The sequence below is a fragment of the Streptacidiphilus sp. MAP12-20 genome (assembly GCF_041262525.1).
Classification (GTDB): domain Bacteria; phylum Actinomycetota; class Actinomycetes; order Streptomycetales; family Streptomycetaceae; genus Streptacidiphilus.
Window position 1 is genome coordinate 52,774 of record NZ_JBGCCK010000017.1, and the last position, 24,347, is coordinate 77,120.

22 protein-coding genes, 5 tRNA genes and 1 pseudogene are annotated in these 24,347 nt (G+C 70.3%); 17 read left to right on the forward strand and 11 right to left on the reverse strand.

Annotation, left to right across the window (positions count from 1 at the left end; genetic code table 11):
• Positions 1 to 26 precede the first annotated feature (26 nt).
• The 6 genes from ABIA32_RS22780 to ABIA32_RS22805 form a co-directional block, all read right to left on the reverse strand.
• Positions 27 to 440, reverse strand: a complete 414-nt coding sequence (locus ABIA32_RS22780; RefSeq protein ID WP_037610761.1) for a roadblock/LC7 domain-containing protein — start codon at positions 438 to 440, stop codon at positions 27 to 29.
• A gap of 15 nt (positions 441 to 455) precedes the next feature.
• Entirely contained in the window at positions 456 to 3,656 is a 3,201-nt protein-coding gene (locus ABIA32_RS22785; protein WP_370098478.1) for a nitrate- and nitrite sensing domain-containing protein, read from the reverse strand.
• A 300-nt stretch (positions 3,657 to 3,956) separates the two neighbouring features.
• Positions 3,957 to 4,541: an ATP/GTP-binding protein gene (locus tag ABIA32_RS22790; RefSeq protein WP_370098480.1), complete on the reverse strand. Its 585-nt coding sequence runs from the start codon at positions 4,539 to 4,541 to the stop codon at positions 3,957 to 3,959.
• A complete protein-coding gene (locus ABIA32_RS22795; RefSeq protein ID WP_370098483.1) occupies positions 4,522 to 4,896 on the reverse strand; it encodes a DUF742 domain-containing protein in 375 nt (124 codons plus the stop codon). The genes ABIA32_RS22790 and ABIA32_RS22795 overlap by 20 nt, the downstream gene beginning before the upstream one ends.
• Positions 4,897 to 5,074: 178 nt before the next feature.
• The gene (locus ABIA32_RS22800; protein WP_370098486.1) at positions 5,075 to 5,497 is read right to left on the reverse strand and encodes a roadblock/LC7 domain-containing protein; all 423 of its coding nucleotides are present in this window, start codon (positions 5,495 to 5,497) and stop codon (positions 5,075 to 5,077) included.
• 5 nt (positions 5,498 to 5,502) lie between these two features.
• Positions 5,503 to 9,015: a nitrate- and nitrite sensing domain-containing protein gene (locus tag ABIA32_RS22805; RefSeq protein WP_370098488.1), complete on the reverse strand. Its 3,513-nt coding sequence runs from the start codon at positions 9,013 to 9,015 to the stop codon at positions 5,503 to 5,505.
• Between the two features lie 522 nt (positions 9,016 to 9,537).
• Between ABIA32_RS22805 and ABIA32_RS22810 the strand changes: the two genes are divergently transcribed.
• The 7 genes from ABIA32_RS22810 (at position 9,538) to ABIA32_RS22840 (ending at position 11,192) form a co-directional block, all read left to right on the forward strand.
• On the forward strand, positions 9,538 to 9,729 hold the full coding sequence (locus tag ABIA32_RS22810) for a hypothetical protein (protein ID WP_370098491.1): 192 nt from the start codon (positions 9,538 to 9,540) through the stop codon (positions 9,727 to 9,729).
• A gap of 127 nt (positions 9,730 to 9,856) precedes the next feature.
• Positions 9,857 to 10,624 carry a fumarylacetoacetate hydrolase family protein gene (locus ABIA32_RS22815; protein ID WP_370098494.1) on the forward strand — a complete coding sequence of 256 codons (768 nt, stop codon included), beginning with the start codon at positions 9,857 to 9,859 and terminating at the stop codon, positions 10,622 to 10,624.
• A gap of 144 nt (positions 10,625 to 10,768) precedes the next feature.
• Positions 10,769 to 10,843 (forward strand) — tRNA-Gln (locus tag ABIA32_RS22820).
• Positions 10,844 to 10,857: 14 nt separating this feature from the next.
• Positions 10,858 to 10,930 (forward strand) — tRNA-Glu (locus ABIA32_RS22825).
• 20 nt (positions 10,931 to 10,950) lie between these two features.
• Positions 10,951 to 11,023 (forward strand) — tRNA-Glu (locus tag ABIA32_RS22830).
• A 20-nt stretch (positions 11,024 to 11,043) separates the two neighbouring features.
• Positions 11,044 to 11,116: transfer RNA gene (locus ABIA32_RS22835), tRNA-Glu, on the forward strand.
• A 4-nt stretch (positions 11,117 to 11,120) separates the two neighbouring features.
• Positions 11,121 to 11,192: transfer RNA gene (locus ABIA32_RS22840), tRNA-Gln, on the forward strand.
• Positions 11,193 to 11,312: 120 nt separating this feature from the next.
• On the opposite strand, the gene ABIA32_RS22845 is transcribed toward ABIA32_RS22840, so the two are convergent.
• Positions 11,313 to 12,026 carry an IclR family transcriptional regulator gene (locus ABIA32_RS22845; protein WP_370098497.1) on the reverse strand — a complete coding sequence of 238 codons (714 nt, stop codon included), beginning with the start codon at positions 12,024 to 12,026 and terminating at the stop codon, positions 11,313 to 11,315.
• A gap of 122 nt (positions 12,027 to 12,148) precedes the next feature.
• Here ABIA32_RS22845 and leuC point away from each other — a divergent pair, with 122 nt between their 5' ends.
• From leuC to ABIA32_RS22865, 4 genes are all read left to right on the forward strand, one after another.
• Positions 12,149 to 13,573, forward strand: a complete 1,425-nt coding sequence (leuC, locus tag ABIA32_RS22850; RefSeq protein WP_370098499.1) for a 3-isopropylmalate dehydratase large subunit — start codon at positions 12,149 to 12,151, stop codon at positions 13,571 to 13,573.
• A 6-nt stretch (positions 13,574 to 13,579) separates the two neighbouring features.
• Entirely contained in the window at positions 13,580 to 14,176 is a 597-nt protein-coding gene (gene leuD / locus ABIA32_RS22855) for a 3-isopropylmalate dehydratase small subunit (RefSeq protein WP_370098502.1), read from the forward strand.
• 136 nt (positions 14,177 to 14,312) lie between these two features.
• The gene (locus ABIA32_RS22860) at positions 14,313 to 14,591 is read left to right on the forward strand and encodes a hypothetical protein (protein WP_370098505.1); all 279 of its coding nucleotides are present in this window, start codon (positions 14,313 to 14,315) and stop codon (positions 14,589 to 14,591) included.
• A gap of 125 nt (positions 14,592 to 14,716) precedes the next feature.
• The gene (locus tag ABIA32_RS22865; protein WP_370098508.1) at positions 14,717 to 15,439 is read left to right on the forward strand and encodes an HU family DNA-binding protein; all 723 of its coding nucleotides are present in this window, start codon (positions 14,717 to 14,719) and stop codon (positions 15,437 to 15,439) included.
• Between the two features lie 414 nt (positions 15,440 to 15,853).
• Here the strand turns inward: ABIA32_RS22865 and cofC are convergent.
• Positions 15,854 to 16,489 (reverse strand): annotated as a pseudogene (gene cofC, locus ABIA32_RS22870) (2-phospho-L-lactate guanylyltransferase); the annotation flags it as partial.
• Positions 16,490 to 16,626: 137 nt separating this feature from the next.
• On the opposite strand from cofC, the gene ABIA32_RS22875 reads away from it, so the two are divergent.
• From ABIA32_RS22875 to ABIA32_RS22885, 3 genes are all read left to right on the forward strand, one after another.
• Positions 16,627 to 17,412, forward strand: coding sequence for a lysophospholipid acyltransferase family protein (locus tag ABIA32_RS22875; protein ID WP_370098511.1), 786 nt, complete (start codon positions 16,627 to 16,629; stop codon positions 17,410 to 17,412).
• Complete coding sequence (locus tag ABIA32_RS22880; protein WP_370098513.1) at positions 17,409 to 18,413, forward strand: NAD(P)H-dependent glycerol-3-phosphate dehydrogenase; 1,005 nt, start codon at positions 17,409 to 17,411, stop codon at positions 18,411 to 18,413. The genes ABIA32_RS22875 and ABIA32_RS22880 overlap by 4 nt, the downstream gene beginning before the upstream one ends.
• A gap of 245 nt (positions 18,414 to 18,658) precedes the next feature.
• Entirely contained in the window at positions 18,659 to 19,807 is a 1,149-nt protein-coding gene (locus ABIA32_RS22885; protein ID WP_370098515.1) for a D-alanine--D-alanine ligase family protein, read from the forward strand.
• Here ABIA32_RS22885 and ABIA32_RS22890 read toward each other — a convergent pair.
• A complete protein-coding gene (locus tag ABIA32_RS22890) occupies positions 19,804 to 20,328 on the reverse strand; it encodes a DUF3515 family protein (protein WP_370098518.1) in 525 nt (174 codons plus the stop codon). The genes ABIA32_RS22885 and ABIA32_RS22890 overlap by 4 nt on opposite strands.
• Positions 20,329 to 20,347: 19 nt before the next feature.
• Positions 20,348 to 20,581, reverse strand: coding sequence for an Lrp/AsnC family transcriptional regulator (locus tag ABIA32_RS22895; RefSeq protein ID WP_370098520.1), 234 nt, complete (start codon positions 20,579 to 20,581; stop codon positions 20,348 to 20,350).
• Positions 20,582 to 20,800: 219 nt separating this feature from the next.
• Here ABIA32_RS22895 and ABIA32_RS22900 point away from each other — a divergent pair, with 219 nt between their 5' ends.
• From ABIA32_RS22900 to thiD, 3 genes are all read left to right on the forward strand, one after another.
• Positions 20,801 to 21,766 (forward strand): thiamine-phosphate kinase, encoded by a 966-nt coding sequence (locus ABIA32_RS22900; RefSeq protein ID WP_370098523.1) that lies wholly within the window; start codon positions 20,801 to 20,803, stop codon positions 21,764 to 21,766.
• A gap of 64 nt (positions 21,767 to 21,830) precedes the next feature.
• Positions 21,831 to 22,856, forward strand: coding sequence for an ATP-dependent 6-phosphofructokinase (locus ABIA32_RS22905; RefSeq protein WP_370098526.1), 1,026 nt, complete (start codon positions 21,831 to 21,833; stop codon positions 22,854 to 22,856).
• A 195-nt stretch (positions 22,857 to 23,051) separates the two neighbouring features.
• Positions 23,052 to 23,852, forward strand: a complete 801-nt coding sequence (gene thiD / locus ABIA32_RS22910) for a bifunctional hydroxymethylpyrimidine kinase/phosphomethylpyrimidine kinase (protein ID WP_370098529.1) — start codon at positions 23,052 to 23,054, stop codon at positions 23,850 to 23,852.
• 79 nt (positions 23,853 to 23,931) lie between these two features.
• Here the strand turns inward: thiD and rpmB are convergent, their stop codons facing one another.
• Positions 23,932 to 24,117: a 50S ribosomal protein L28 gene (rpmB, locus tag ABIA32_RS22915; protein ID WP_014138233.1), complete on the reverse strand. Its 186-nt coding sequence runs from the start codon at positions 24,115 to 24,117 to the stop codon at positions 23,932 to 23,934.
• Between the last annotated feature and the right edge of the window lie 230 nt (positions 24,118 to 24,347).

A 24,347-nucleotide genomic window follows, 5' to 3' on the forward strand; every position in this document is an offset into this window, starting at 1 on the left:
GTGGACGTCAGGTGGTTGACGCCGTGTCAGTGCAGCAGGCTGCCCTGGAGCTCGGCGCGGAGCGCCGGGGTCAGGACCGTGCCGGCGCGGTCGACCAGCAGGGCCATCTCGTAGCCGACCAGGCCGATGTCGCTGTCCGGGGACGCGAGCACGGCGAGGGACGAGCCGTCGGAGACGGCCATGATGAAGAGGAACCCGCGCTCCATCTCCACCACGGTCTGGGTGACCTTGCCGCCCTCGAAGATCCGGGACGCGCCCTGGGTCAGCGAGGTCAGCCCGGAGGCGACCGCGGCAAGCTGGTCAGCGCGGTCGCGGGGGAAGCCCTCGGACATCGCGAGCAGGAGGCCGTCGGCGGAGACCACCACGGTGTGCGACACCCCGGGGGTGTTGTCCACGAAGTTGGTGATCAACCAGTTGAGGTTCTGGGCCGCTTGGCTCATCTGGCTCATCTTTGATCAACGCTCCTGGGGATTGGTGCCGTACGGGCCAGAGCCCTGGTGGGGGGTGTCGCCCGCATTGTGTCCCTGCTGGATGCCGCGGCGCAGGTTGGTGAGCCGACCGCGGACCTCCTCGGGGGATCGGGACAGCTGGGGCGCTTGTGGCGTCATGTTCTGCTGGGCTGCTTCAGCCGGGTCCTGGATCTGGCCGGGGAGCAGGTTCTGTCGGGGCACGCGCCGCGGGAGGCCGGCGCCGGTGGTGCCACCGCCGACCGCCTCGCGGGGCGGCTGCGCCGCCGGCGCGGACGCCGGAAGCGCTGCCGCGGCACGGCCGTTGCCGGAAGGCATGACCGGCATCGAGCCGGTCGGCTGGCCGGTCTCACGGGCACCCGTGAACCAGTTGGGGTGCTCACCGGCCGCACGGCTGCCGATCGGCCCGCCGCCGAGCGCCGCACCCGGTCGCCGGGTGGGCAGGTCGTTGCCGCCCAGGCCGGGCTGCTGGGGGCCGGAGCCGTGGCTGGGCTCGGGCTCGTAGGCCGGGGCGCCGGTGCCGTAGTGCTCCATGCCCGGGGTCGACGCCGGAGTCAGGTACGTGTCCTCCGGGTATTCCGGTGTGAAGGTCTGGCGCTCGGCCACGCCCGCCTCGAAGTGCTGCGGGGTGTAGCGGCCGGGCTCGTAGCCCGCCTCGGGAGCCGGGTAGGACGAGGCCGGTCGGCCTGCCCCGAAGTCCTGGCCCGCGTTCGGGGCGTAGCCCTGCTGGAAGTCGGAGCCGGCGCCGTACTCGGGCGTGTACTCCGACCCGTAGCCGGGAGCGTAGTTCTGCTCCTGGTAACCCTGCTCGGCGAAACCCTGCTCCTGGTAGCCCTGGCCGGCGTAGCCGTCCGCGGCTTCGGGGCCGGCCTCCAGCGCAGCCTGGCTCCGGCGCTGGCCGAGGCGCAGCGAGCGCTGCACGGCGTCCAGGGCCAGCGTCTGCTCGACGGGCTGCTCGGCTGCGCGCTCGTAGCGGCTGTCGTCGAAGCCCAGCTCGCTCGCGGTGCGCAGGCGCGACATCGCGTTGCCGTTGCCGCCGCCCGCCCCGCCGAAGGCCCCCGCCGCACCGAAGCCGGACGCGGCCTGCTGGCCGCCCGCCGCCTCGGGGTAGATCCGGGAGACAGTGAACTGCTCCTCGGGCTCGCCGACGCGGACCAGCTGCGTCAGCTGCTCGGGCATCATCACCAGCGAGGTCGTGCCCGCGGACTCGCCGGAGGGACGCAACTGGACTCGGACGCCGTGGCGCTCGGCCAGGCGGCCGACCACGAAGAGGCCCATCTGCCTGGAGACCGAGGCGTCCACGGTCGGCGGATCGGCCAGCTTCGCGTTGATCTCGGCGAAGTCCTCGGAGGTGAGGCCGATGCCCTTGTCGTGGATCTCCACGAGCACGCGCTGGTCGGGCAGTCGGGTCGCGGTGACCCGGACCTTGGTCTGCGGGCTGGAGAACGTGGTGGCGTTCTCCAGCAGCTCGGCCAGCAGGTGCACGAGGTCGGTGACGGCGGGGCCGATCACGTCGGCCTCGGGGATGCCGGCCAGCTCGATGCGCTCGTACTGCTCCACCTCGGAGGCGGCCGCGCGGAGCACGTCGACCAGCGGGATCGGCTCACCCCAGGACCGGCCGGCGTCCTCGCCGGCGAGGACCAGCAGGTTCTCGCCGTTGCGGCGCATACGGGTGGCCAGGTGGTCCAGCTTGAAGAGGTTCTCCAGCTGGTCCGGGTCGGCCTCGTTGTTCTCCAGGTCCGTGATCAGCGCCAGCTGGCGCTCGATCAGGCCGTGCGAACGACGGGAGAGGTTGGTGAAGATCGCGTTGACGTTGCCCCGGAGCAGAGCCTGCTCGGCGGCGAGTCGGATGGCCTCGCGGTGGACGTCGTCGAAGGCACGGGCGACCTCGGCGATCTCGTCCTTGCCGGCGACGGGGATCGGGGCGACCGTGAGGTCCACCCGGCCCGGGTCGGTCTTGGAGAGCTGACGGACCAGGTCGGGCAGGCGGTCGTTGGCGATCTGCTGGGCGCCGTCGCGCAGGCGTCGCATGCTGCGGATCATCGAGCGGGCGATCAGCGCGGTCAGGATGCCGGCCAGCAGCAGCGCGCCCAACGCGATGGCGGCGTTCATGACGGCGTCGTTGCGGGCCTTGGTCGCATCGGCCGAGGCCTGCTGCACCGCGGTGTCGGTCAGCTTCTGCTCGACCGAGCGCATGGCGTTGAACTCGAGCGTCGTCTCGGCCATCCAGCTCTGGGCCGTGACGCCCTTCGCGGCGAGCTGCGACGTGGTGAGCAGGCCCGAGTTGATCAGCGGGACCGCGTCAGTGATTCCGAGGGGAACCACGAAGGGCTTGCCGGCGGCGGCGGCAGCGCCTGCCGCCTGCCTGACGGCCGCCTGGCCCTGCGCCTGGGCGTCGGCGAGGGCGTTGTCGAGGTCCTGCCGGAAGCCCGCGTCGGCGGCGTGCGTGAACTCGTTCTGCGCGACGCTCTGGAGGAAGAGGTAGCCGAAGGCCTTCACTCGCTGCTCTGCGTAGCCCTTGGCGTTGGCGCTGGTGGGCGTCGGCTGCAGCAGGATGTGGAGCACGATGGCGCGGTCGACCGAGACGGCGTCCTTTGCGAGGGTGATCGCGTAGATCGAACGGGCGTCGGAGTTGACGCTGCTGCCACCGCCGACGACGAGCTCGTTGTCGAGGGCCTGGAGCGCGGAGAGCAGCGCCGCGTAGCCCTCCTCGGTGGTGGTGCCGGGGACGCTGTACCTGGACGCGCGCAGCGCGGGCAGGCCCTCCAGCTCCTTGTAGGCCTGCTGGATACGCTCCTGCACGTGACCGACGTTGGGGGCGTTCGCGGCCAGGGCCATGAAGTTCGCTTTGGCCAGCTCGCTGGTGTGCCACAGCTGCTGCACCTCGGGGCGATTGCTCTGACCCTTGATCAGGTACTGCATCCCGCGGTCGCGCTCGAGGTCGAGGGCCTGCGCGAGTTCTGTGGCCGACTGGACCAGCTTCGCGACCTTCTCGGCGTCCTGCGCGCTGCGCCAGGTGGTGTAGGAGCTCTGCACCCTGAGGCCGGCGAAGGCCATGGCTGTCAGCACCGGCACCAGCAGGATGATGACCAGCTTGGTGGACAGCCGGCGATTGCTCAGAGAGAACCGACCCGCAGGCCGGACCTGGGGTGCGCTGCCGGCACCTGGAGCTGCCTCGTTGTGGCTCACTCGACTCAACCTCTCGGCCGGGGCGGCCTTGTCGTGCATCCGGGGGTCTCAACCGGCGGTGGCTGGCATTTCAGCACGGGCTCATGGCCTTGGCCAAACACCCGTGAAGCGCCGGATTCCTGGCGAAAAATGGGACATAAACTCCCACTGGCGGCGAATGCCCACGCTTGGTTCTGCGCTGCGTGTGCGCTCGCCTACCGGTGGTGAGAGCTGAGTGGGAAATGCGTGTCGAACTGTTATGGAATGTTCAACACTCGGTCGTCCCCAGCTCGGTGGCTGACGGGGTACCCGACCCGGCGGTTACCGGAGCCGGGCCAGCAGCGCGTGCTCGACGAGAGTGATCAGCGCGGACTTCGCGCTGTCACGCCGGCGGGCGTCGGTGCTGATGATCGGCGTGTCCGGCCCCAACTGCAGGGCCTCGCGCACCTCTTCGGGGTTGTGGGCCTGGTAGCCGTCGAAACCGTTGAGGGCCACGACGAAGGGCAGGCCGCTGTTCTCGAAGTAGTCGATGGCGGGGAAGCAGTCCGCCAGTCGGCGGGTGTCGACCAGGACCACCGCGCCGATCGCGCCGCGGACCAGGTCGTCCCACATGAACCAGAAGCGGTCCTGTCCGGGCGTGCCGAACAGGTACAGGATCAGGTCCGCGTCCAGCGTGATGCGGCCGAAGTCCATCGCGACCGTGGTCGTGGTCTTCCCGCTGATGTGCGTCAGGTCGTCGATCCCGGCCGAGGCCGAGGTCATCACGGCCTCGGTGCGCAGCGGGTTGATCTCGGAGACCGCGCCGACCAGGGTGGTCTTGCCCACGCCGAAGCCGCCCGCCACCACGATCTTCGCGGAGGTCGTGGCGCGGGTCGCCAGGGGCGGGCTAGAGCTTGCGTAGTCCACTGAGCACCCTTTCGAGCAGTGTGACGTCGGGCGCGCCGCCGGTTTCGGAGGCGGCCGCGGGCTGGTGGATGGCGACGAGGCCGGCCTCGGCCAGGTCGGCGACGAGGATGCGGGCCACACCCAGGGGCATGGGGCACAGGGCGGAGACCTCCGCCACCGACTTCACTTCGCGGCACAGGTCCACGATCCGCGCGTGCTCGGGAAGCAGCGTCCCCGAGCGGTAGGCCTGCGGCGTGCTGGTGACCAGCGCCTCGATGGCGAGCTGGTACCGCGGCCGGGTGCGCCCGCCGGTCATGGCGTAGGGGCGCACCAACGGCTGGCGTGCACCGCCTTGGCCTCCGAGCGGTGAAGTCATCTGTCCTCCTAGTGCTGCAGCGGCTGTCGTGCCTTTCCGCGGCGAGGGTGGAATGGTGCGTAGTCCGGAGTGGGCTGTCTCAGTGGCGCGAGTGGCACCGGAGTGTACGGGCCCCTCGGCCCGCGAGTCCCGGCGCCGCCAGGATTCGCGGGCCGAGGTGGCCCACGTCTCACTCGACTCAGTGCAGCAGACTGCCCTGGAGCTCGGCCCGCAGCGCCGGGGTGAGCACGTCGCCGGCACGGTCGACGAGCAGGGCCATCTCGTAGCCGACCAGGCCGATGTCGCTGTCCGGGGACGCGAGCACGGCGAGGGACGAACCGTCGGAGACGGCCATGAGGAAGAGGAAGCCGCGCTCCATCTCCACCACGGTCTGGGTGACCTTGCCGCCCTCGAAAATCCGGGACGCGCCCTGGGTCAGCGAGGTCAGCCCGGAGGCGACCGCCGCCAACTGGTCGGCCCGGTCCCGAGGGAAGCCCTCGGACATGGACAGCAGGAGGCCGTCGGCGGAGACCACCACGGTGTGCGACACCCCAGGGGTGTTGTCCACGAAGTTGGTGATCAACCAGTTCAGGTTGCTTGCTGCCTGGCTCATCTGGCTCATCTGGATCAACGCTCCTGGGGGTTGCTGCCGTACGGGCCGTTGCCCTGGTCAGGACCGGACGCCCCCGCGGCACGGCCCTGCTGGATACCACGACGCAGGTTGGTGAGTCGTCCGCGGACCTCTTCCGGCGAACGGGAGACCTGCGGACCTGCCATCGCCGAGGCCTCGGCGGTGCCAGGGACCAGGTTGGCCTTGGGCACGCGTCGGGGCAGACCGGACGGCATGACGCCGCCGGCACTGGGCTCGCGGACCTGCTCGGCCCGGCGCCACGTCTCGTCGTTGCTGGAGTTGCGCCACGGCGCCTGGCCGTCGCTCATGCCGGACGCGGCCGTCGCACCGGCGGGCATGCCCGGCTGGGCCGGACGGCCCTGCTGCGGCTGCTGCGGTTGCTGCTGACGGTTCGGGTCCTGGTTCGCCTCCTGCGCGGAGACCTGGACGCCGCGCATCCGCTCGGCGCGACCGGCGCGGAACCAGGTGGTCTCCATCTGCTCGAAGATCGGCGAGCTGGTGGAGCCGGGGTCCGCGGCGGGAAGCGCCCGGGTGAGCGGGTCCGAACCGAAGTCCGTCTGTCCGCGCTGCGGCATCGGCTGCGTCGGCTGGGCAGGCATGGGCTGCGTGGGCATGGGCTGCATGGGCATGTGCTGCGGCGGCATCGGCTGCGTGGGAGCGGCCGGATGGACCGGCGGCGCGTCGTCGAAGCGCGGGCGGGCGAACTGCGCTGTGCTGTCGACGCCGCCCAGCGGCTGCCCGGCGGGCGAACCGTGCTGCGGCTGCTCCGCCCAGGGCGAAGCCTCGTGCGGCAGGCCGCGACCGTCGGTCCGGTAGCCCTGCTGGCCCTGACCCTGGCCCTGCCCGTAACCGCCGGGCTGCTGGGGCAGGCCCAGGCCGAAGGTGGCGTCCGCGCCGGGCTGGCCGGCGCCCGGGATCGGCATCCCGCGCCCGTCCGTCCGGCTCGGGTCGAAACCGACCGGCTGCTGAGGCGCGCCGCGCTGCGGCAGGCCGTGCTGCGGCGCCTGGCCGGGCTGGCCCTGCTGGGGTCCGCCGCGCTGCGGCAGGCCCTGCTGGCCGAAGCCGGAGTCCGCCGTCGGGACGGGCGACGGCATGCCGCGACCGTCCGTCGGCTGGCCACCGCGCCGGGGGAGACCCCCCTGCGGCGAGCCGACCGGAGCGCCGGAGCCCTGCGGCAGGCCGAGGTGTGACTGCTGCGGCAGTGAGGGGCGAACGCCCGCCCCGCCGGGGCCGCCGGGGCCACCCTGGGCGAGCGGGGTGCGCTGCGGACCTGCCGGTGCGGCCGGACGCTGCGGGCCTGCGGTCGCGGCCGGAGCCTGACCGCCGGCGCGGCGCTCGGCGACGTTGGTGACGTCGACCGGCAGCATGACCAGCGCGGTGGTGCCGCCGGAGTCGCTCGGGCGCAGCTGGATCCGGATGCCGTGACGGAGCGAGAGTCGACCGACCACGAAGAGGCCCATGCGGCGGGAGACAGAGACGTCCACCACCGGCGGGTTCGCCAGGCGCTCGTTGATCTCGGCCAGGTCGTCGGGGGAGAGGCCGATGCCGGTGTCGTGGATCTCGACCAGCACCCGGCCGTCCGGCAGCGCGTGGCCGGTGACCCGGACGCGCGTCTGCGGGCTGGAGAACGAGGTCGCGTTCTCGAGCAGCTCGGCGAGCAGGTGGACGAGGTCGTTGACGACGCGGCCGGCGACGTCGGCCGTCGGCACCGAGGCCAGCTCGATGCGCTCGTACTGCTCGACCTCGGAGGCGGCGGCGCGGAGCACGTCGACCAGCGGGACCGGACGGGTCCAGCGTCGGCCCGGGTCCTCACCGGCGAGGACGAGAAGGTTCTCACCGTTACGGCGCATACGCGTCGCGAGGTGGTCGAGCTTGAACAGCTGGGCCAGCTGGTCCGGGTCCGCCTCGCGGGACTCCAGCTCGGAGATCATCGACAGCTGACGCTGGATCAGACCCTGCGAGCGGCGCGAGAGGTTGGTGAACATCGCGTTGATGTTGCCTCGGAGCAGGGCCTGCTCGGCGGCCAGTCGGACCGCCTGGCTGTGGACCTTGTCGAAGGCGCGGGCCACGTGGCCGATCTCGTCCGTGGAGTCGATGCCGATCGGCGCGATCGAGACGTCCACGTCCTGCGGGTCAGACTCGGAGAGCTTGCGGACCATCTCCGGCAGCGTGTGCTCGGCGACGTCCTCGGCGGTCTCCTGGAGCTTCGCCAGCGTGCGGACCATCGAGCGGGCGACCACTGCGGCGCCGGCGATGGCGACGACGAGGACCAGGGCGATCAGACCGGCGTTGACGTAGGCGTCGGTCTGGGCCTGCGAACGCAGCTGGGCGGCGGTGTTGTTCAGTTCCTGGACCAGGAAGGACTCGTCCGCCTGCATCAGCTGCATCTGCGTGCCGGATTCACCGGCCCAGTCCGCCGCGGGCTGCAGGGTGGTCTGGCTGGTGAAGCCGTCGTTGCTGTTCAGCACCTGCTTGGCGAAGCGGTTGGCGGTGCCGACGTTGGTGTTGTTCTGCCACGAGCCGATCAGGTTGTCGGCCTTGGCACTTCCGTAGAGCGCCGCGAACTCGTGTTGGGCGTTCTGGGCGTCGTTGAACGCGCTCAGTGCGTACTGCCGGTCGCTCGTCGTAATGCTGGGCTTGCCCGTGGTCGGGTCCACCGAGCCGAGGGCCGCGGTCAGCATCGACCGGACGATGGCGAGGTCCTCGTGCCACTGCGTGAACGCCTGCAGCGAGCGGGTCGCCTGGACCAGCTGCACGTTGGAGGAGGCGAGGGCGAGGTCCTGGGTGATCTGCGTGAGCGGCGCGATCAGGCCGTTGAACTGGGCGATGGTCTTCTGCAGGTCCGCGCCCTGGGTCCGGTCGACCTGGAAGGCGGTCTGCTCGATCGAGGGGATGTTGCCCAGCTTCGTCATCACGTTGGTGATGTCGATGCCGTTGCCCGGCAGCTGCGATATCTGCAGCTGGTTGACCAGGTTGCTGAGCTTCTGCTTCTTGGCCTCGGTCTGCTTCTGGTCGTAGAGGAACAGGCCTCCGCGCGGATCCCCGGTGCTGACACCGAGGGCCATGTCGTCGCGCTCTTTCTGGAGCGCGATGGCCAGGTTCGACGCGGCCTGGGCCACGTCACCGAGCTTGGCGACGCTGTCGAGCTGCTGCTGGGTCTGCAGAGAGCCCTGGATACGGAGGCCACCGAGGACGATGGCCGCGATCACAGGCAGCATGAGCAGCGCGGTCAGCCTGGTCCGGATTCGCCAGTTGCTGAGCCGGTAGCGCCGCACCCCGCCGGCCTTCTGCGGGGGGGTGCGCCCTGTTCGGCTCGATCCGCCCTTCTCGCCCTTTCCGGGCTTGCCGGACTTGGAGCCCGGAGCGTCGGGGCCGGTCTGGCTCTGCGTGGGCCCGGGGCGGGAGCCCTCGGCGGCGTGGGGGGCATTCGGCGACGGCTGCTGCTGGCCAGCTGCTCCGCGGTCCGCCGGGTTGCCCGCGCCGCCACCCCTCTTGATACGTCCCTGCACTAGCGTCGCAACCTCTGGACCAGGCGTCCCCCGCTGCGGGCAGCGGTAGGGACGGTGTCGAGTTCTCGGTGGGCGTGGACCCCGGTCGGGTCCCGTCTGCGCCCGTAAGCCGCCGTCGAGTGCGCCCCGGCGCCGTGCTTGTGGCGCTATGGAGGGGCGGCCTCCGGCGGTCCGTGGCATTCCAGCACAGCCCCCGATCTCCAACAAGGGGCGACTCTGGGTAGCCGAGCCGGTGACGATCGGTGGGAGCGTTGTGACGCAGTGTGCGAGTTATGGCAAGGGAAACCGCATCTTTCGGACACACGCGCACCCGAATCGCATCCGTCAAGGTGACGCCGCGTCATGATTTTGTCCGATATGAGCTTTATGCGGTGTTTATAGGTGAGGGCACAATGTCGTAACTGTCGGGTGTACCCAGCTGAAAAGTGACCAAACTCACAGGAGTTGAGGTAGTGCCGGATGACCTTGATGTGGAATGAGATCCTTGATGTGCCACTGAACGATTCCGAGGTGAGGTTCCCGGTGACCTTCAAGACGACCATGAGCTTCCGCCCGACGGCCAACCCCCGTCGGACGACGCTCGCCGCCCTGCCCGAGGACGGCGGCCCCGCGCTGCGCCTGTCCGCTGTCGAGCGAGCGGAGCTGCCGCAGCAGACCGCGAACCCGCGCCGCACCAACCTGATGGTCGCCCCGGAGCCCCGTCCGGCGCAGTAGTTCCACTCGGCTCCACCCAGCTCCACCCATGAGGGCCCCGCCACGGCGGGGCCCTCATGCTGCGCGCGGATAGGCTGGGTGTTGCTTCGACTCCCCGTCGACGACCCAGCAGAGGAGACGTTCCACCGTGCGCATCGCCAGGTTTTCCTTCGAGGGGGCCGTCACCTTCGGCGCGATCGACGCCGAGGCCGAATCCGTCGCGGTGCTCGCGGGCCACCCGTTCGGTGAGCCGCAGCCCACCGGTCAGGTCCTCCCGCTGGCGGACGTGCGGCTGCTGCCGCCGATGCTGCCCAGCAAGATCGTGGCGGTCGGCCGCAACTACGCCGCGCACGCCGCCGAACTGGGCAACGAGGTGCCCGAGGCGCCGCTCACCTTCTTCAAGCCCTCCACCTCGGTGATCGGCCCGACCGAGAACATCGCCTACCCGCCGTTCTCCTCCGACGTGCACTACGAGGCCGAACTGGCCGTCGTCATCGGCCGGCTGTGCCGGGAGGTCCCGCACTCCAGGGTCAACGACGTCATCCTCGGCTACACCTGCGCCAACGACGTCACCGCCCGTGACATCCAGCAGCGCGAGGGGCAGTGGGCCCGCGCCAAGGGCTTCGACACGGCCTGCCCGCTGGGCCCGTGGATCGAGACCGAGCTGGATCCGGCCGACCTCGCCGTCACCTGCACCGTCAACGGCGAACTCCGCCAGGCGGGCCGCACCTCGCAGATGGTTCGCTCGATCGCGGACCTCGTCGTGCACATCTCCGACGCGATGACCCTGCTCCCCGGCGACGTCATCCTCACCGGCACCCCGGCCGGCGTCGGTCCGTTGGCGATCGGCGACGAGGTCTCCGTCACCGTCGAGGGCATCGGGACGCTGACCAACCGGGTCGTCAAGCGGGGTTGAGCCGGACGAGGTGGCCGCGCGGTGCTCCGGCTTATCGATTTTGGAGCGCCGCCCACCATCCGGTAGTGTTCCTCTTGTTGCGCCGCCCGGGAGGGACGGGGGGAGAGCCCAGAAGCTCTCACCAAGATCCTCTGGACAGTGCGATGGGGTATGGTGTAATTGGCAGCACGACTGATTCTGGTTCAGTTAGTCTAGGTTCGAGTCCTGGTACCCCAGCCATAATTCAAAATCTTGCCCCCGTTGTGTAGCGGCCTAGCACGCTGCCCTCTCACGGCAGTAGCGCCGGTTCGAATCCGGTCGGGGGTACTCGATCCGCAAGGATCAACGCCCCCGTTGTGTAGCGGCCTAGCACGCTGCCCTCTCACGGCAGTAGCGCCGGTTCGAATCCGGTCGGGGGTACTCGACTCGCAAGAGTCAACGCCCCCGTTGTGTAGCGGCCTAGCACGCTGCCCTCTCACGGCAGTAGCGCCGGTTCGAATCCGGTCGGGGGTACTTTTGGGGTATGGTGTAATTGGCAGCACGAGTGATTCTGGTTCATTTAGTCTAGGTTCGAGTCCTGGTACCCCAGCTTATTTTTCTGAAGGCCCCACGGGGCCTTTTTTGTATTTCCGGGAGGAAATACAAGAGCGTCGGGTGAACCGCTCTCGCGGTCCACCCGACGTATTGACAGAGAATCAGGGACGGGGAATCAGGCCCGACGCAGGGCGTCCGTGAGACGGGCCGCCGCCTCGACGATGGCCTGGGCGTGCAGGCGGCCCGGGTGGCGGGTCAGCCGCTCGATCGGGCCGGAGACGGAGACCGCCGCCACGACCCGGTTGGAGGGCCCGCGCACCGGCGCGGAGACGGAGGCCACACCGGGCTCCCGCTCGCCGATCGACTGGGCCCAGCCACGCCGCCGGACGCCGGAGAGCGCCGTCGCGGTGAAGCGCGCGCCCTGCAGGCCGCGGTGCAGTCGCTCGGGCTCCTCCCAGGCGAGCAGCACCTGAGCCGCCGATCCTGCCTTCATCGGGAGCGTGCTGCCGACCGGGACGGTGTCCCGCAGGCCGGAGAGCCGCTCGGCCGCCGCCACGCAGATGCGGAGATCGCCTTGCCGTCGGTACAGCTGCGCACTCTCGCCCGTCACGTCGCGCAGGTGGGTGAGCACCGGGCCGGCCGTGGCCAGCAGGCGGTCCTCGCCCGCCGCGGCGGAGAGCTCGGAGAGGCGGGGCCCCAGGATGAAGCGGCCCTGCATGTCACGGGTGACCAAGCGGTGATGCTCCAACGCGACCGCGAGACGGTGCGCCGTGGGGCGCGCCAAGCCGGTGGCCGAGACGAGTCCGGCCAGGGTCGCGGGGCCTGCCTCTAGCGCGCTCAGCACCAGAGCAGCTTTGTCGAGAACGCCGACGCCACTAGAGTTGTCCATGCCCTGATATTGCAGTCTCGGATCGCGAGACGCAAGTTCAATCTTCTGGGATCTGCGCCACTCTGGAGAAACAAGAGCACCGACCAGCTGGACCGGTGACGTTGCCGGTCGGAGGGATAGCGATGGGACGCACACTCGCGGAGAAGGTCTGGGACGACCATGTCGTTCGGCGCGCCGAGGGCGAGCCCGACCTCCTCTACATCGATCTGCACCTGCTGCACGAGGTGACCAGCCCGCAGGCCTTCGACGGCCTGCGTCTGGCCGGACGCAAGGTCCGCCGGACCGATCTCACGATCGCGACCGAGGACCACAACACGCCCACCCTCGACATCGACAAGCCCATCGCCGACCCGGTTTCCAAGGTCCAGCTGGAGACGCTGCGCCGCAACTGCGCCGAGTTCGGGGTACGCCTGCACTCGCTGGGCGACGTCGAGCAGGGCGTCGTCCACGTCGTGGGACCGCAGCTGGGCCTGACCCAGCCCGGCACCACCGTGGTCTGTGGCGATTCCCACACCTCCACGCACGGCGCCTTCGGCGCGCTGGCCTTCGGCATCGGCACCAGCCAGGTCGAGCACGTACTGGCCACCCAGACGCTGCCGATGGACCGCCCGAAGACCATGGCGATCACCGTGGAGGGCGAGCTGCCCGACGGCGTCACCGCGAAGGACCTGATCCTGGCCGTCATCACCAAGATCGGCACCGGCGGCGGCCAGGGCTACGTCCTGGAGTACCGCGGCTCGGCGATCCGCAGCCTCTCCATGGAGGCCCGGATGACCGTCTGCAACATGTCGATCGAGGCCGGTGCGCGGGCGGGCATGATCGCCCCCGACGAGACCACCTTCGCCTACCTGGAGGGCCGCGACCACGCGCCCAAGGGTGAGGACTGGGAGGCCGCGGTGGCCTACTGGAAGACCCTGGCCACCGACGAGGACGCGGTGTTCGACGCCGAGGTCTTCATCGACGCGGCCGAGCTGAGCCCGTTCGTCACCTGGGGCACCAACCCCGGTCAGGGCGCCCCGCTGGGCGCCAACGTGCCCGACCCGGCCTCCTTCGAGGACCCGCAGGCGCGCATCGCCGCCGAGAACGCCCTGACGTACATGGGCCTCACCGCCGGTACCCCGCTGCGCGAGGTCTCCGTGGACGCGGTGTTCGTCGGCTCCTGCACCAACGGCCGGATCGAGGACCTGCGCGCCGCCGCGGCCATCCTGGACGGCCGCCAGGTCGCCGACGGCGTGCGGATGCTGGTCGTCCCCGGCTCGGTGCGCGTCGCCCTGCAGGCGATCGAGGAGGGCCTGGACAAGGTCTTCACCGCGGCCGGAGCCGAATGGCGGCACGCGGGCTGCTCGATGTGTCTGGGCATGAACCCGGACCAGCTGGCCCCGGGCGAGCGCTGCGCGTCGACCTCCAACCGCAACTTCGAGGGCCGCCAGGGCAAGGGCGGCCGCACCCACCTGGTCAGCCCCCAGGTGGCCGCAGCCACCGCGGTGCTGGGCCACTTGGCCTCGCCCGCCGACCTGACCGACGCCCAGCAGCTCGTGGAGGCCTGAGCAGCCATGGAGAAGTTCACTTCGCACACCGGCCGGGCCGTTCCGCTGCGCCGCAGCAACGTCGACACCGACCAGATCATCCCGGCCCACTGGCTCAAGAAGGTCACCCGCAACGGCTTCGAGGACGGCCTCTTCGAGGCGTGGCGCAAGGACGAGTCCTTCGTCCTCAACCTCCCCGAGCGTCAGGGCGCTACGGTCCTGATCGCCGGCCCCGAGTTCGGCACCGGCTCCTCCCGCGAGCACGCGGTCTGGGCGCTGCAGAACTACGGCTTCAAGACCGTCATCTCCTCGCGCTTCGCGGACATCTTCCGTGGCAACTCGCTCAAGAACGGCCTGCTGACGGTGATCCTGCCGCAGGAGACCGTGGAGCAGCTGTGGGCGCTGGTGGAGGCCGACCCGCAGGCGGAGGTGACCGTCGACCTGGAGGCCCGTGAGGTCCGCGCGGCCGACGTCACCGCCTCGTTCGAGCTGGACGAGAACGTCCGTTGGCGTCTGCTGAACGGCCTGGACGACATCAGCATCACCCTCCAGCAGGAAGCGGACATCGCCTCCTACGAGGCGTCCCGACCCGCCTTCAAGCCGACCACCCTGCCCGTCGGCTGAGGCCTCACCAGGCCTGTCTCCGCGTCAGCCCCCCGGTCCTCGCCGGGGGGCTGATTGCTGTTCTCGCGGTGACTGTGTGTAAGGTCAAGGCCAGGCGCAGCGGGGAACAACTGCCCAAAGATGGCAGAATCTCCGCATGAGTCCGAGTGACCGCCCCCTGGGCGACGACGACGCGGAGCTGTACGAGGAGGCCGCGGACGCCGAGCTCTACGAGCTGGTCGCGCAACGACTCAAGGATGCACACGCCCGTGTGCGTGCTCTGGACGTGTCGGATGCGGAGAGGACCGCGTTGACCCGTTCGTTGCTCATTGTGACGGAGGCGGCGAAGCGCGATCTCCCAGCAGCCGCACGGAGGTTGGCGCGTTTCGTGGATGACTTGGACAGCGGCAGACTGCCCGGTCCGACGCAGGGTTGAAACCCGAATCCATTGCGACACAAGGGTGATGCGCCCGTTTGGTTATTGAAATGGCGTATATACATGCCTAACGTGCGAATTGCCCAGAAAGAATCTTCCGGGCAACCGTTTCCGAAGGGGAAGACGTGAACAAGGCGCAGCTTGTTGAAGCGGTGGCCGAGCAGCTGGGTGGCCGTCGCGCCGCCGCAGAGGCAGTTGATGCTGTGCTCGACACCATCGTGCGTGCGGTGACCGCGGGTGACCGCGTGTCCGTGACCGGTTTCGGCACGTTCGAGAAGGTGGACCGCGCCGCGCGGTTCGCCCGTAACCCGCAGACCGGCGACCGGGTCAAGGTCAAGAAGACCGCGGTTCCGCGGTTCCGTCCGGGCCAGGGTTTCAAGGACCTGGTCAGCGGCTCGAAGAAGCTCCCGAAGACGGGTGTCTCGGTCAAGAAGGCCCCCAAGGGCTCGCTGACCCCGGGCAAGAGTGGGATGGCGGCTCCGGCCGGCTCCCCGGCGGCGAAGAAGGCTGCCGCCAAGAAGGCGACCACGGCGAAGAAGACCACGCCCACGGTCAAGAAGGCGGCCGCGAAGAAGGCCACCACGGCCACCGCGGCGAAGAAGGCCACGACGGCGACGGCGGCCAAGAAGACCACCACCGCCGCCGCGAAGAAGACCACCGCCAAGAAGACCACGGCGGCGGTCAAGGCCCCGGCGAAGAAGACGGTCACCGCGAGCGCGACGCGCCCCGCCGCCAAGAGGGCGACGACGGCGAAGAAGACGGTCGCGGCCAAGAAGACCACCACGGCGGCGAAGAAGGCCACCACCGCCAAGAAGGCCCCGGCCCGCAAGGCCGCAGCCAAGAAGTAGTTGCACTATCCAGGGCGCGGGGACACCTGCGCTCGTGGGCAACAAGGCAACACCTCAGGGGCGCGGGGAACTGCGCGAGCAACCGTCTACCCAGGTAGAGGGCTGAGCGCGCAGTTCCCCGCGCCCCTGGGTGGTTGCAAGCTCAGGAAGTGCAAAGCTGCGGCGACGCAGTTGGTTGGCCGTGCAGTTCCTCGCGCCCCTGATGGTGCAACCGGGCCTCTGCTAGAAGGTCTGCAGGGTGATCAGCGTGATGCGGCGGTCGCCGCCGTCGCCCTCGGTTTCGATGCGGACCCGCTGGCCGGGGCGCAGCAACCGCAGGCCGCCGGCGTCGAACGCGGCGGCGTCGAAGCCCAGGGCCGTGCCGTCGTCGAGCAGCACCTGACCGCTGCGGCTGTCGGGGGAGTACGTGAACGCTGTCGCCTGCATACGCCCAAGCGTAGCCAGCGTGCGCGGCCCCGCGCCCAGCGCCAGCGCCACGCGGAGGTCCGCGCCCGTGTCCACGTCGCGCCGCACGCTCGTCACACCGCCCAGCCGCAGCTCCACCGCGCCCGACGCGGCATGCCGCTCCCGCGAAGGTCCGCCGAAAGCCGGCGCCAGCGGCACCCCCGCCGCAGCGGCCAGGAGGGTCGTGCCGACGCCCTGGGTGTCCGCCAGGAACGCCCGCTCGTGCGCGGCCGCCGCGGTCAGGACTCGGTCCAGCTCCGCGGGAACCAGCGCCGGCAGGTCCGCCGACATCGCTGCCACCGCCCCCGCGCCCAGCGCCTGACGCGCGTACCGCGCGCCGTGCGTCAGCGCCGCGTTGAGGCCCGCGCCGGGGTGGTCGGGTATCACCACCGCGCCGGCCACCGCCAGCTCCGCCCCCGCGCGCTCGTCGTCGCAGACCGCCACCACCGCCGCCACCGTGTCGCACTGTCGGGCCGCCAGCACCGTGTCCAGCGCGAAGGCCAGCGCGAGCTCGGGCCGGAGCGCGCCGACCGAGGGGCCCAGTCGGGACTTGGCCGCGGCCAGCGGCTTGAGGGGGATCACCAGGGTGACCGGCGGCGTCGTCATCGTGTGACATTCTGCCCGGCTCGGCCGCGCACCGGCGGGGGTGCCTCGACAGTCAGTCCAGGCAGGGGCGACACTTGTGCGGTTGACGATGGGAATCCGGTGAATCCGGCGAGGATGAAACGCAAGGAGGAGTGCTCGTGCCCGGCTCCAGCACCAGGGCGGCGCGCCGCAGATACGGCTTCTGGTACCGGCTGGCGGCGGCCATCGCGAAGCCGCCGCTGTTCGCGCTCACCAAGCGTGAGTGGGGCGGATACGAGAACTTTCCTGCTCAGGGCGGATTCCTCACCGCGATCAACCACAACTCGTATTTGGACCCGCTCGTCTACGGCCACTATCAGTACGACTCCGGACGTCCCGCACGATTTCTGGCGAAGGCCGGGGTCTTCAACGTTCCCGGGGTCAAGCAGATTCTGACGGGCGCGGGACAGATCCCCGTCTACCGTGGTTCCGCCGACGCCGCGCACGCATTCCGCGCCGCGATCGACGCGGTCAACGCGGGGGAATGCGTCGCCTTCTACATCGAGGGCACGCTGACCCGCGACCCCGACCTGTGGCCGATGACCGGCAAGACGGGCGCCGCCCGCGTCGCGCTGACGACCGGCGCGCCGGTCGTCCCGGTGGCCCAGTGGGGCGCGCACGAGATCATGCCGCGCTACGCCAAGGGCGGTCGGGGCAACCGCCGCTTCAAGCCCTTCCCGCGACACATCGTCAAGGTCGTGGCGGGCCCGCCGGTGGACCTGGACCGCTGGCGCGGCCAGGAGCTCACCGGAACGGTTCTGCGCGAGGCCACCGAGGCCATCATGGACGCCATCACCGCCCAGCTGGAGGAGCTGCGCGGGGAGAAGGCTCCGGCGGAGCGCTTCGACATGGCCAGGGCGCGGAGCACGGCGGACCGCAAGAGCGAGAAGGAGGCGGCGGAGTGACCACCCGTTGCGCCGTGTTCGGCACCGGTTCGTGGGGCACGGCCTTCGCGATGATCCTGGCGGACGCCGGCTGCGAGGTGAAGCTGTGGGGCCGCCGCCAGGAGGTGGTCGACGCCATCAACGGCACCCGGACCAACCCGGACTACCACCCGGGCATCGAGCTTCCGCCCGGCATCACCGCGACGACCGACGCGGCCAAGGCGGCGGCGGACGCGGAGTTCACCGTCCTGACCGTCCCCTCGCAGACGTTGCGCGCGGGCCTCAGCGCCTGGGTGCCGCTGCTGGCGCCGGAGACGGTGCTGGTCAGCCTGATGAAGGGCGTCGAGCTCGGCACGGCGATGCTGATGAGCGAGGTGATCGAGGAGGTCACGGGCGCGCCCAAGGAGCGCATCGCGGTCGTCTCCGGTCCGAACCTGGCTCCCGAGATCGTCCGCAGGCAGCCCGCGGCGAGCGTCGTCGCCTGCGCGGACGAGGACGTCGCCCGCCGCCTTCAGGCCGCGTGCCTGACCGGCTACTTCCGGCCCTACACGATCACCGACGTGGTCGGCTGCGAGCTGGGCGGCGCGGTGAAGAACGTCATCGGCCTGGCGGTCGGCATCGCCGACGGCATGGGTCTGGGCGACAACACGAAGGCCTCCCTGATCACCCGCGGTCTGGCCGAGACCACCCGCCTGGGCCTGGCGATGGGCGCGGACGCGCACACGTTCGCGGGGCTCGCGGGGATGGGCGACCTGGTGGCCACCTGCTCCTCTCCGCTCTCGCGGAACCACACCTTCGGCACGAACCTGGGCCGCGGGATGTCTCTCGACGAGGCGATCGCGGCGAACCGCCAGACCGCCGAGGGCGTCAAGTCCTGCGTCTCGGTGCTGGACCTGGCAACCCGCCACGGCGTCGACATGCCGATCACCGCGACGGTGGTGGACATCGTCCATGGCGGCAAGTCGCCCCAGACGGCGGTGAAGGAACTCATGGGCCGCTCGGCCAAACCCGAACGACGTTGACCTTTGGGCGCGGGGCCCGTTGCACTGTCCAGGGGCGCGAGGAACTGCGCGACAAGCCACCGCGTGCCGATGGTCCTCGACACTCAGGGCCATCGGCACAGGGTGGTTTCTCGCGCAGTTCCTCGCGCCCCTGGTAGTGCAACCAGGTCGTTTGCCGACGGTTCTCCCCGCGCCCCCGGACAGTGCAACTCAAGCGGGTGCCGAAACAGCGTCCGCTGGACAGGGCAGGTAGTGTCCTACGGGATATGAGCACTCAGCCTTCCTCCCACAGCCCCTCCGGAGGGCGTAAGCCCCGGGTCGCGGTCGTCTTCGGCGGCCGTAGCTCCGAGCACGCCATCTCCGTCGTCACCGCGGGAAGCGTCCTGCGCGCGCTGGACCGTGACGCGTACGAAGTTCTGCCGATCGGCATCACTCACGACGGCCGCTTCGCGCTCACCGCGGACGCGCCCGAGCGGATGGTCATCACCGACGGCAAGCTGCCCGACGTGGACCAGTTGGCCGAGTCCACCGACGGCCAGGTGAGCCTGCCCGCCAGCCCCGTCGCCCGCGAGGTCGTCTACGCCGAGCCCGGCTCTGTGCCGAAGGCGCTCGGCGAGGTCGACGTCGTGCTGCCGCTGCTGCACGGCCCGTGGGGCGAGGATGGGACGCTGCAGGGCCTGCTGGAGCTGTCCGGCGTGCCGTTCGTCGGCTCCGGCGTGCTGTCCAGCGCGGTCGGCATGGACAAGGAGTACACCAAGCGCGTGCTCCAGGCCTTCGACCTGCCGGTCGGCCCGTACACGGTGATCCGCCCCCGCGAGTGGGCGTCCGAGGCCGGGCAGCAGGCCGCGGTGGCTCGGATCAACGAGATGCAGTACCCGGTCTTCGTGAAGCCCGCGCGGGCCGGCTCCAGCATGGGCATCACCAAGGTGGACGACCCCGCCGACCTGGTCCGCGCGATCGAGTTCGCGCGCACGCACGACCCCAAGGTGATCGTCGAGGAGGGCGTGCGCGGTCGCGAACTCGAGTGCGGCGTCCTGGAGTTCGAGGACGGGCCGCGTGCCAGCCTGCCGGCCGAGGTGATCGTGGCCGACGGTTTCTCTTTCTACGACTTCGAGGCCAAGTACATCGACTCCAGTGATGTGCAGATCCCGGCGAACCTCACCGCCGACGAGACCGCGCGGCTGCGCGAGCTCGCCGTCCAGGTCTTCGAGGCGCTGTCCTGCGAGGGACTGGCCCGCGTCGACGTCTTCCTCAAGGAGGACGGCGAGTTCGTGGTGAACGAGATCAACACGATGCCGGGCTTCACGCCGATCTCCGCGTTCCCGAAGATGTGGGAGGCGACCGGTCTGCCCTATCCGCAGCTGGTCGACCATCTGCTCCGGGCCGCGCTGCGTCGCTCGACGGGGCTGCGCTAGGAGCAGGAGAACTTGCGGTCCGGATCGAGCGGGCTCGCCTTGGCCACGGCCGGGGCGAGCAGGCTCACCGGCGACTGCTGGTTCGCGTAGTCGCGGGGAATGCGGAGCTCGACGATCGCCTGCTGGTCCACGGACGAGAAGGTGACGCTCTGGTCGGTCTGGCTGCGCACCACGGCCCAGCAGATGCCGCCGCTGTCCACACCGCTCAGGTTGGCGTTGTCGGACGGGTTGTAGTCCTTCGACTGCGGGTTCAGCGCGTCCGGCAGTCCCGTACCGCAGCGCCAGGTGACGGCCGGGTCGCCCCAGGCGGCGGTGTTCGCGCTGGTCGGGGTGGTGCCGCGCTTGGCCAGGCCCATCAGCGTGGCCGGCAGGGCCTTGCTCAGCGCCGCGCACTGCTGCGTGACGGCCCCTGTCGTCACGGGGACGGCCACGTGCACGCTGCCGCTCCCGCCACCGCCACAGGCGGTCAGCGAGAGGGCGGCTGCAGCTATGAGCGCGGAGGTCGTGGCGATCCTGGTCACCCCGCGATGCTAACGGCACTTACAGATGCACCACCGGGCAGGTCAGGGTGCGGGTGATGCCCTCCACCTGCTGGATCTGTGCGACGACGAGTCGGCCCAGGTCGTCGACCGTTTCCGCCTCGGCGCGGACGATGACGTCGTAGGGCCCGGTGACGTCCTCGGCCTGGACCACGCCGGAGATGGCGGCGATGGTCTCGGCCACATTGGATGCCTTGCCGACTTCTGTCTGAATGAGGATGTACGCCTGTACCACGATGGACCTCCTGGCGGCTCGGTGCGGAGATCTTGCGGACTTGGTGGTTCCCCCGCTGTGACGAAGGAAACGGAAGGAAGCGAGGGAACCGCCACGCTATCGCTCCGCGTCGCCCGCTGGGAGCCCTGCGACACGCCCGCAGGGCGTACGCTGCGCGCGGGAGGCGTGCATCCGACGCCCTCACGTTGACGAGATCCGACGAGATCCGGAAGGAAACCCATGCAGGTCGGCGAGCTCGGTGAGTTCGGACTGATCCGGGAGCTCACGTCCCGGCTGCCGCAGACCTCGGCCGTGGAGCTCGGTCCGGGCGACGACGCCGCCGTCGTCGCCGCGCCCGACGGGCGGGTCGTGGCCACCACCGACGTGCTGCTGGAGGGCCGACACTTCCGGCGCGACTGGTCAACTGCTTACGACGTGGGCCGAAAGGGCGCTGCCCAGAACCTCGCCGACGTGGCCGCCATGGGCGCAGTGCCGACGGCGCTGCTGCTGGGTCTGGTGGTCCCGGCGGAGCTGCCGGTCACCTGGGTGCTGGAGCTGATGGACGGCCTGCGCGACGAGTGCCAGGTGGCCGGTGCCGCCGTCGTCGGCGGGGACGTGGTGCGCGGGGACACGATCACGATCTCCATCACCGCGTTGGGGGACCTGCAGGGACGCAAGGCAGTCACCCGATCGGGAGCGCGCCCGGGTGACAAGGTCGCCGTCACGGGGTGGCTGGGCTGGTCGGCGGCGGGCTTCACCGTCCTTTCTCGCGGCTTCCGCTCGCCCCGCGCCTTCGTCGAGGCGCACCGGCGGCCCGAGCCGCCGTACCACGCGGGCCCGGCGGCGTCCCAGCTCGGGGCGACCTCGATGATCGACGTCAGCGACGGCCTGGTGGCCGACCTGGGCCACGTCGCGGAGGCCAGCAACGTGCACATCGACCTGCACGCGGCGGACTTCGACATCCCGGCCCAGATGGCCGACATCGGCCAGGCGGTCGGCGTCGACCCGCTGCTCTGGGTGCTCTCCGGCGGCGAGGATCACGCGCTCGTCGCGACGTTCCCCGCGGAGACACAGCTGCCCTCGCGCTGGCGGGTGGTCGGCGAGGTGGTGCGCCCGGCCGGGCTCTCCAAGAAGGGCACGGTCACCGTGGACGGCGCGCCCTGGGACCGCACCGGCGGCTGGGACCACTTCAGCGGACAGGCCTAAGGGCTTGGGATTCGGGCCTTTGGGCAGTGGGGCGAAGCACCGCGTTTATGCATAGTCTTCCCTTATGCGAATCGGCGTGCTGACCAGCGGCGGCGACTGCCCCGGCTTGAACGCGGTGATCCGCTCGGTGGTGCACCGGGCGGTCGCCGAACACGGCGACTCGGTCGTCGGCATCGAGGACGGCTTCCTCGGCCTGATCGAGGGCCGTGGCCATCCGCTCGGCCTGGAGGACGTCACCGGCATCCTCACGCGCGGCGGCACGATCCTCGGCTCGGCCCGCGTGGAGCGCGAGCGCATGCGCGAGGGCGTGGAGCGGGCCCAGGAGCTCGGCACGAACCTCGGCATCGACGCGCTGATCGCGATCGGCGGCGAAGGCACGCTGACGGCGGCCCGCATGTTCAGCGAGGCCGGCCTGCCGGTCGTGGCGGTCCCGAAGACGATCGACAACGACATCGACGCGACGGACGTGACCTTCGGCCACGACACGGCGGTCTGGGTCGCCACGGAGGCGATCGACCGGCTGAAGACGACGGCGGAGTCGCACCAGCGGGTGATGGTCGTCGAGCTGATGGGACGCCACACGGGGTGGATCACCCTGCACGCGGGCATGGCCGGCGGCGCGCACGGGATCCTGATCCCGGAGCGGCCGTTCGACGTGGAGGCGGTCTGCTGCATGGTCGAGGAGCGGTTCTCGCGCGGCAAGAAGTTCGCGATCGTCGCGGTCGCGGAGGGCGCGCAGCCGGCGCCCGGCACGATGCGCTTCCACCACGGCGGGACGGACGCGTACGGGCATCAGACGTTCGGGGGGATCGGGACGAGGCTGGCGGGCGAGATCGCCCAGTGGATCAACAAGGAGTCGAAGCCGGTCATCCTGGGCCACGTCCAGCGCGGTGGCACGCCGACAGCGCAGGACCGCGTCTTGGCGACGCGGTTCGGCTGGCACGCGGTGGAGGCGGTGCACAAGGGAGCCTTCGGCCACATGACCGCTCTGCGGGGGACGGATATCGAGTTCGTCCCGATCGCCGAGGCAGTTGCGCGGCTCAAGACGGTCCCCGAGGCCAGGTGGACCGAAGCCGAGGCTGTCCTCTAAGGCCCTACGCGCTGCCGCATGCAGTTGCACCTCCAGGGGCGCGGGGCTCTGCTTGATCAACTGCGCGCGCGACAAGCCACCCACGCAGGTAGAGCCCCGAACGCGCAGGGCCCATCCGCACGCCGGTGGTTGCTCGCGCGCGCAGTTGATCAAGCAGAGCCCCGCGCCCCCAGGTGGTGCAACTAAGGTTGGATCATGTCTGACAGCTTTGCGCCGCCCCGTGTTCTGACCATCGCCGGATCCGATTCCGGCGGTGGCGCCGGGATTCAGGCGGATCTCAAGACCATGCTGGCGCTTGGCGTGCACGGGATGAGCGTCGTCGCCGCGGTGACCGCGCAGAACTCCGTCGGGGTGCAGGGGTACTGGGAGCTGCCCGTCGAGGCCGTCGTCGCCCAGTACCGGAGCGTCGTCGACGACATCGGCGTGCAGGCCGTGAAGACGGGCATGCTGGCCAGCGCCGAGCTCGTGGAGACCGTCGCAGGCCTGCTGGCAGACTGTCCCGCCCCCGTCGTGGTCGATCCCGTCGGGGTCTCCAAGCACGGCGACACGCTGCTCGCCCGCTCCGCGGTGAGCGTTCTGCGGGACCGCTTGCTGCCGCAGGCGACGGTCGCCACGCCGAATCTGCACGAAGTGGCGCAGCTCACAGGCATCGAAGTCACCGACGAGAGCCGGCTCTCCGACGCGGCGAAGGCCGTGCAGGACCTCGGGGCGAGCTGGGCGCTGATCAAGGGCGGGCACCTCGAAGGCGACGCAGTCGACCTGCTGCGCGGGCCGGACGGCACCGAGTACAGCTTCCGGGCGCCGCGTTACGACAACAACCACACCCACGGCACCGGCTGCACCCTCGCCAGCGCGATCGCCTCACACCTCGCGCTCGGCCTGGATGTGCCGGACGCCGTCGCCGCGTCGAAGGAGTACATCACCGGCGCGATCAAGGGCGGCTTCGCCCTCGGGGCCGGGATCGGGCCGGTCGACCACGGCTGGCGCTGGCGTTAGCTGGCGTTAGGCACAAAAGCAGAGGGCCGGTCCACCGTGAGGTGGACCGGCCCTCTGCGAAGCCGGAGGCGTGGCCGCGTCAGCGGGAAACCTTGCCGGCCTTGATGCACGAGGTGCAGACGTTGAGCCGCTTCGGCGTACGCCCGATCACAGCGCGGACCGTCTGGATGTTGGGGTTCCAACGACGAGGGGTCCGGCGGTGCGAGTGGGAGATACTGTTGCCGAAGCCCGGCCCCTTGCCGCAGACGTCGCAGTTGGCAGCCACGGGAGTCACTCCAAAGACTTCAGATGCATTATCGATTCCAACCCCACTGGCGCAAGCGCTGCGACAGCGGTCTCGCTCTGCTGTCCTGGGGGCGGCCTGGAGGGAGTCCAGGCAACCGGAGCAGCATACATCCGCCGACTCCGTACAACGAAATTACCATGCCCCGCGACGCAACCCCGCATCGCCCACCAGCGGCGACCGGTCCGACGGTGCCGACCGACCGGTAGCCT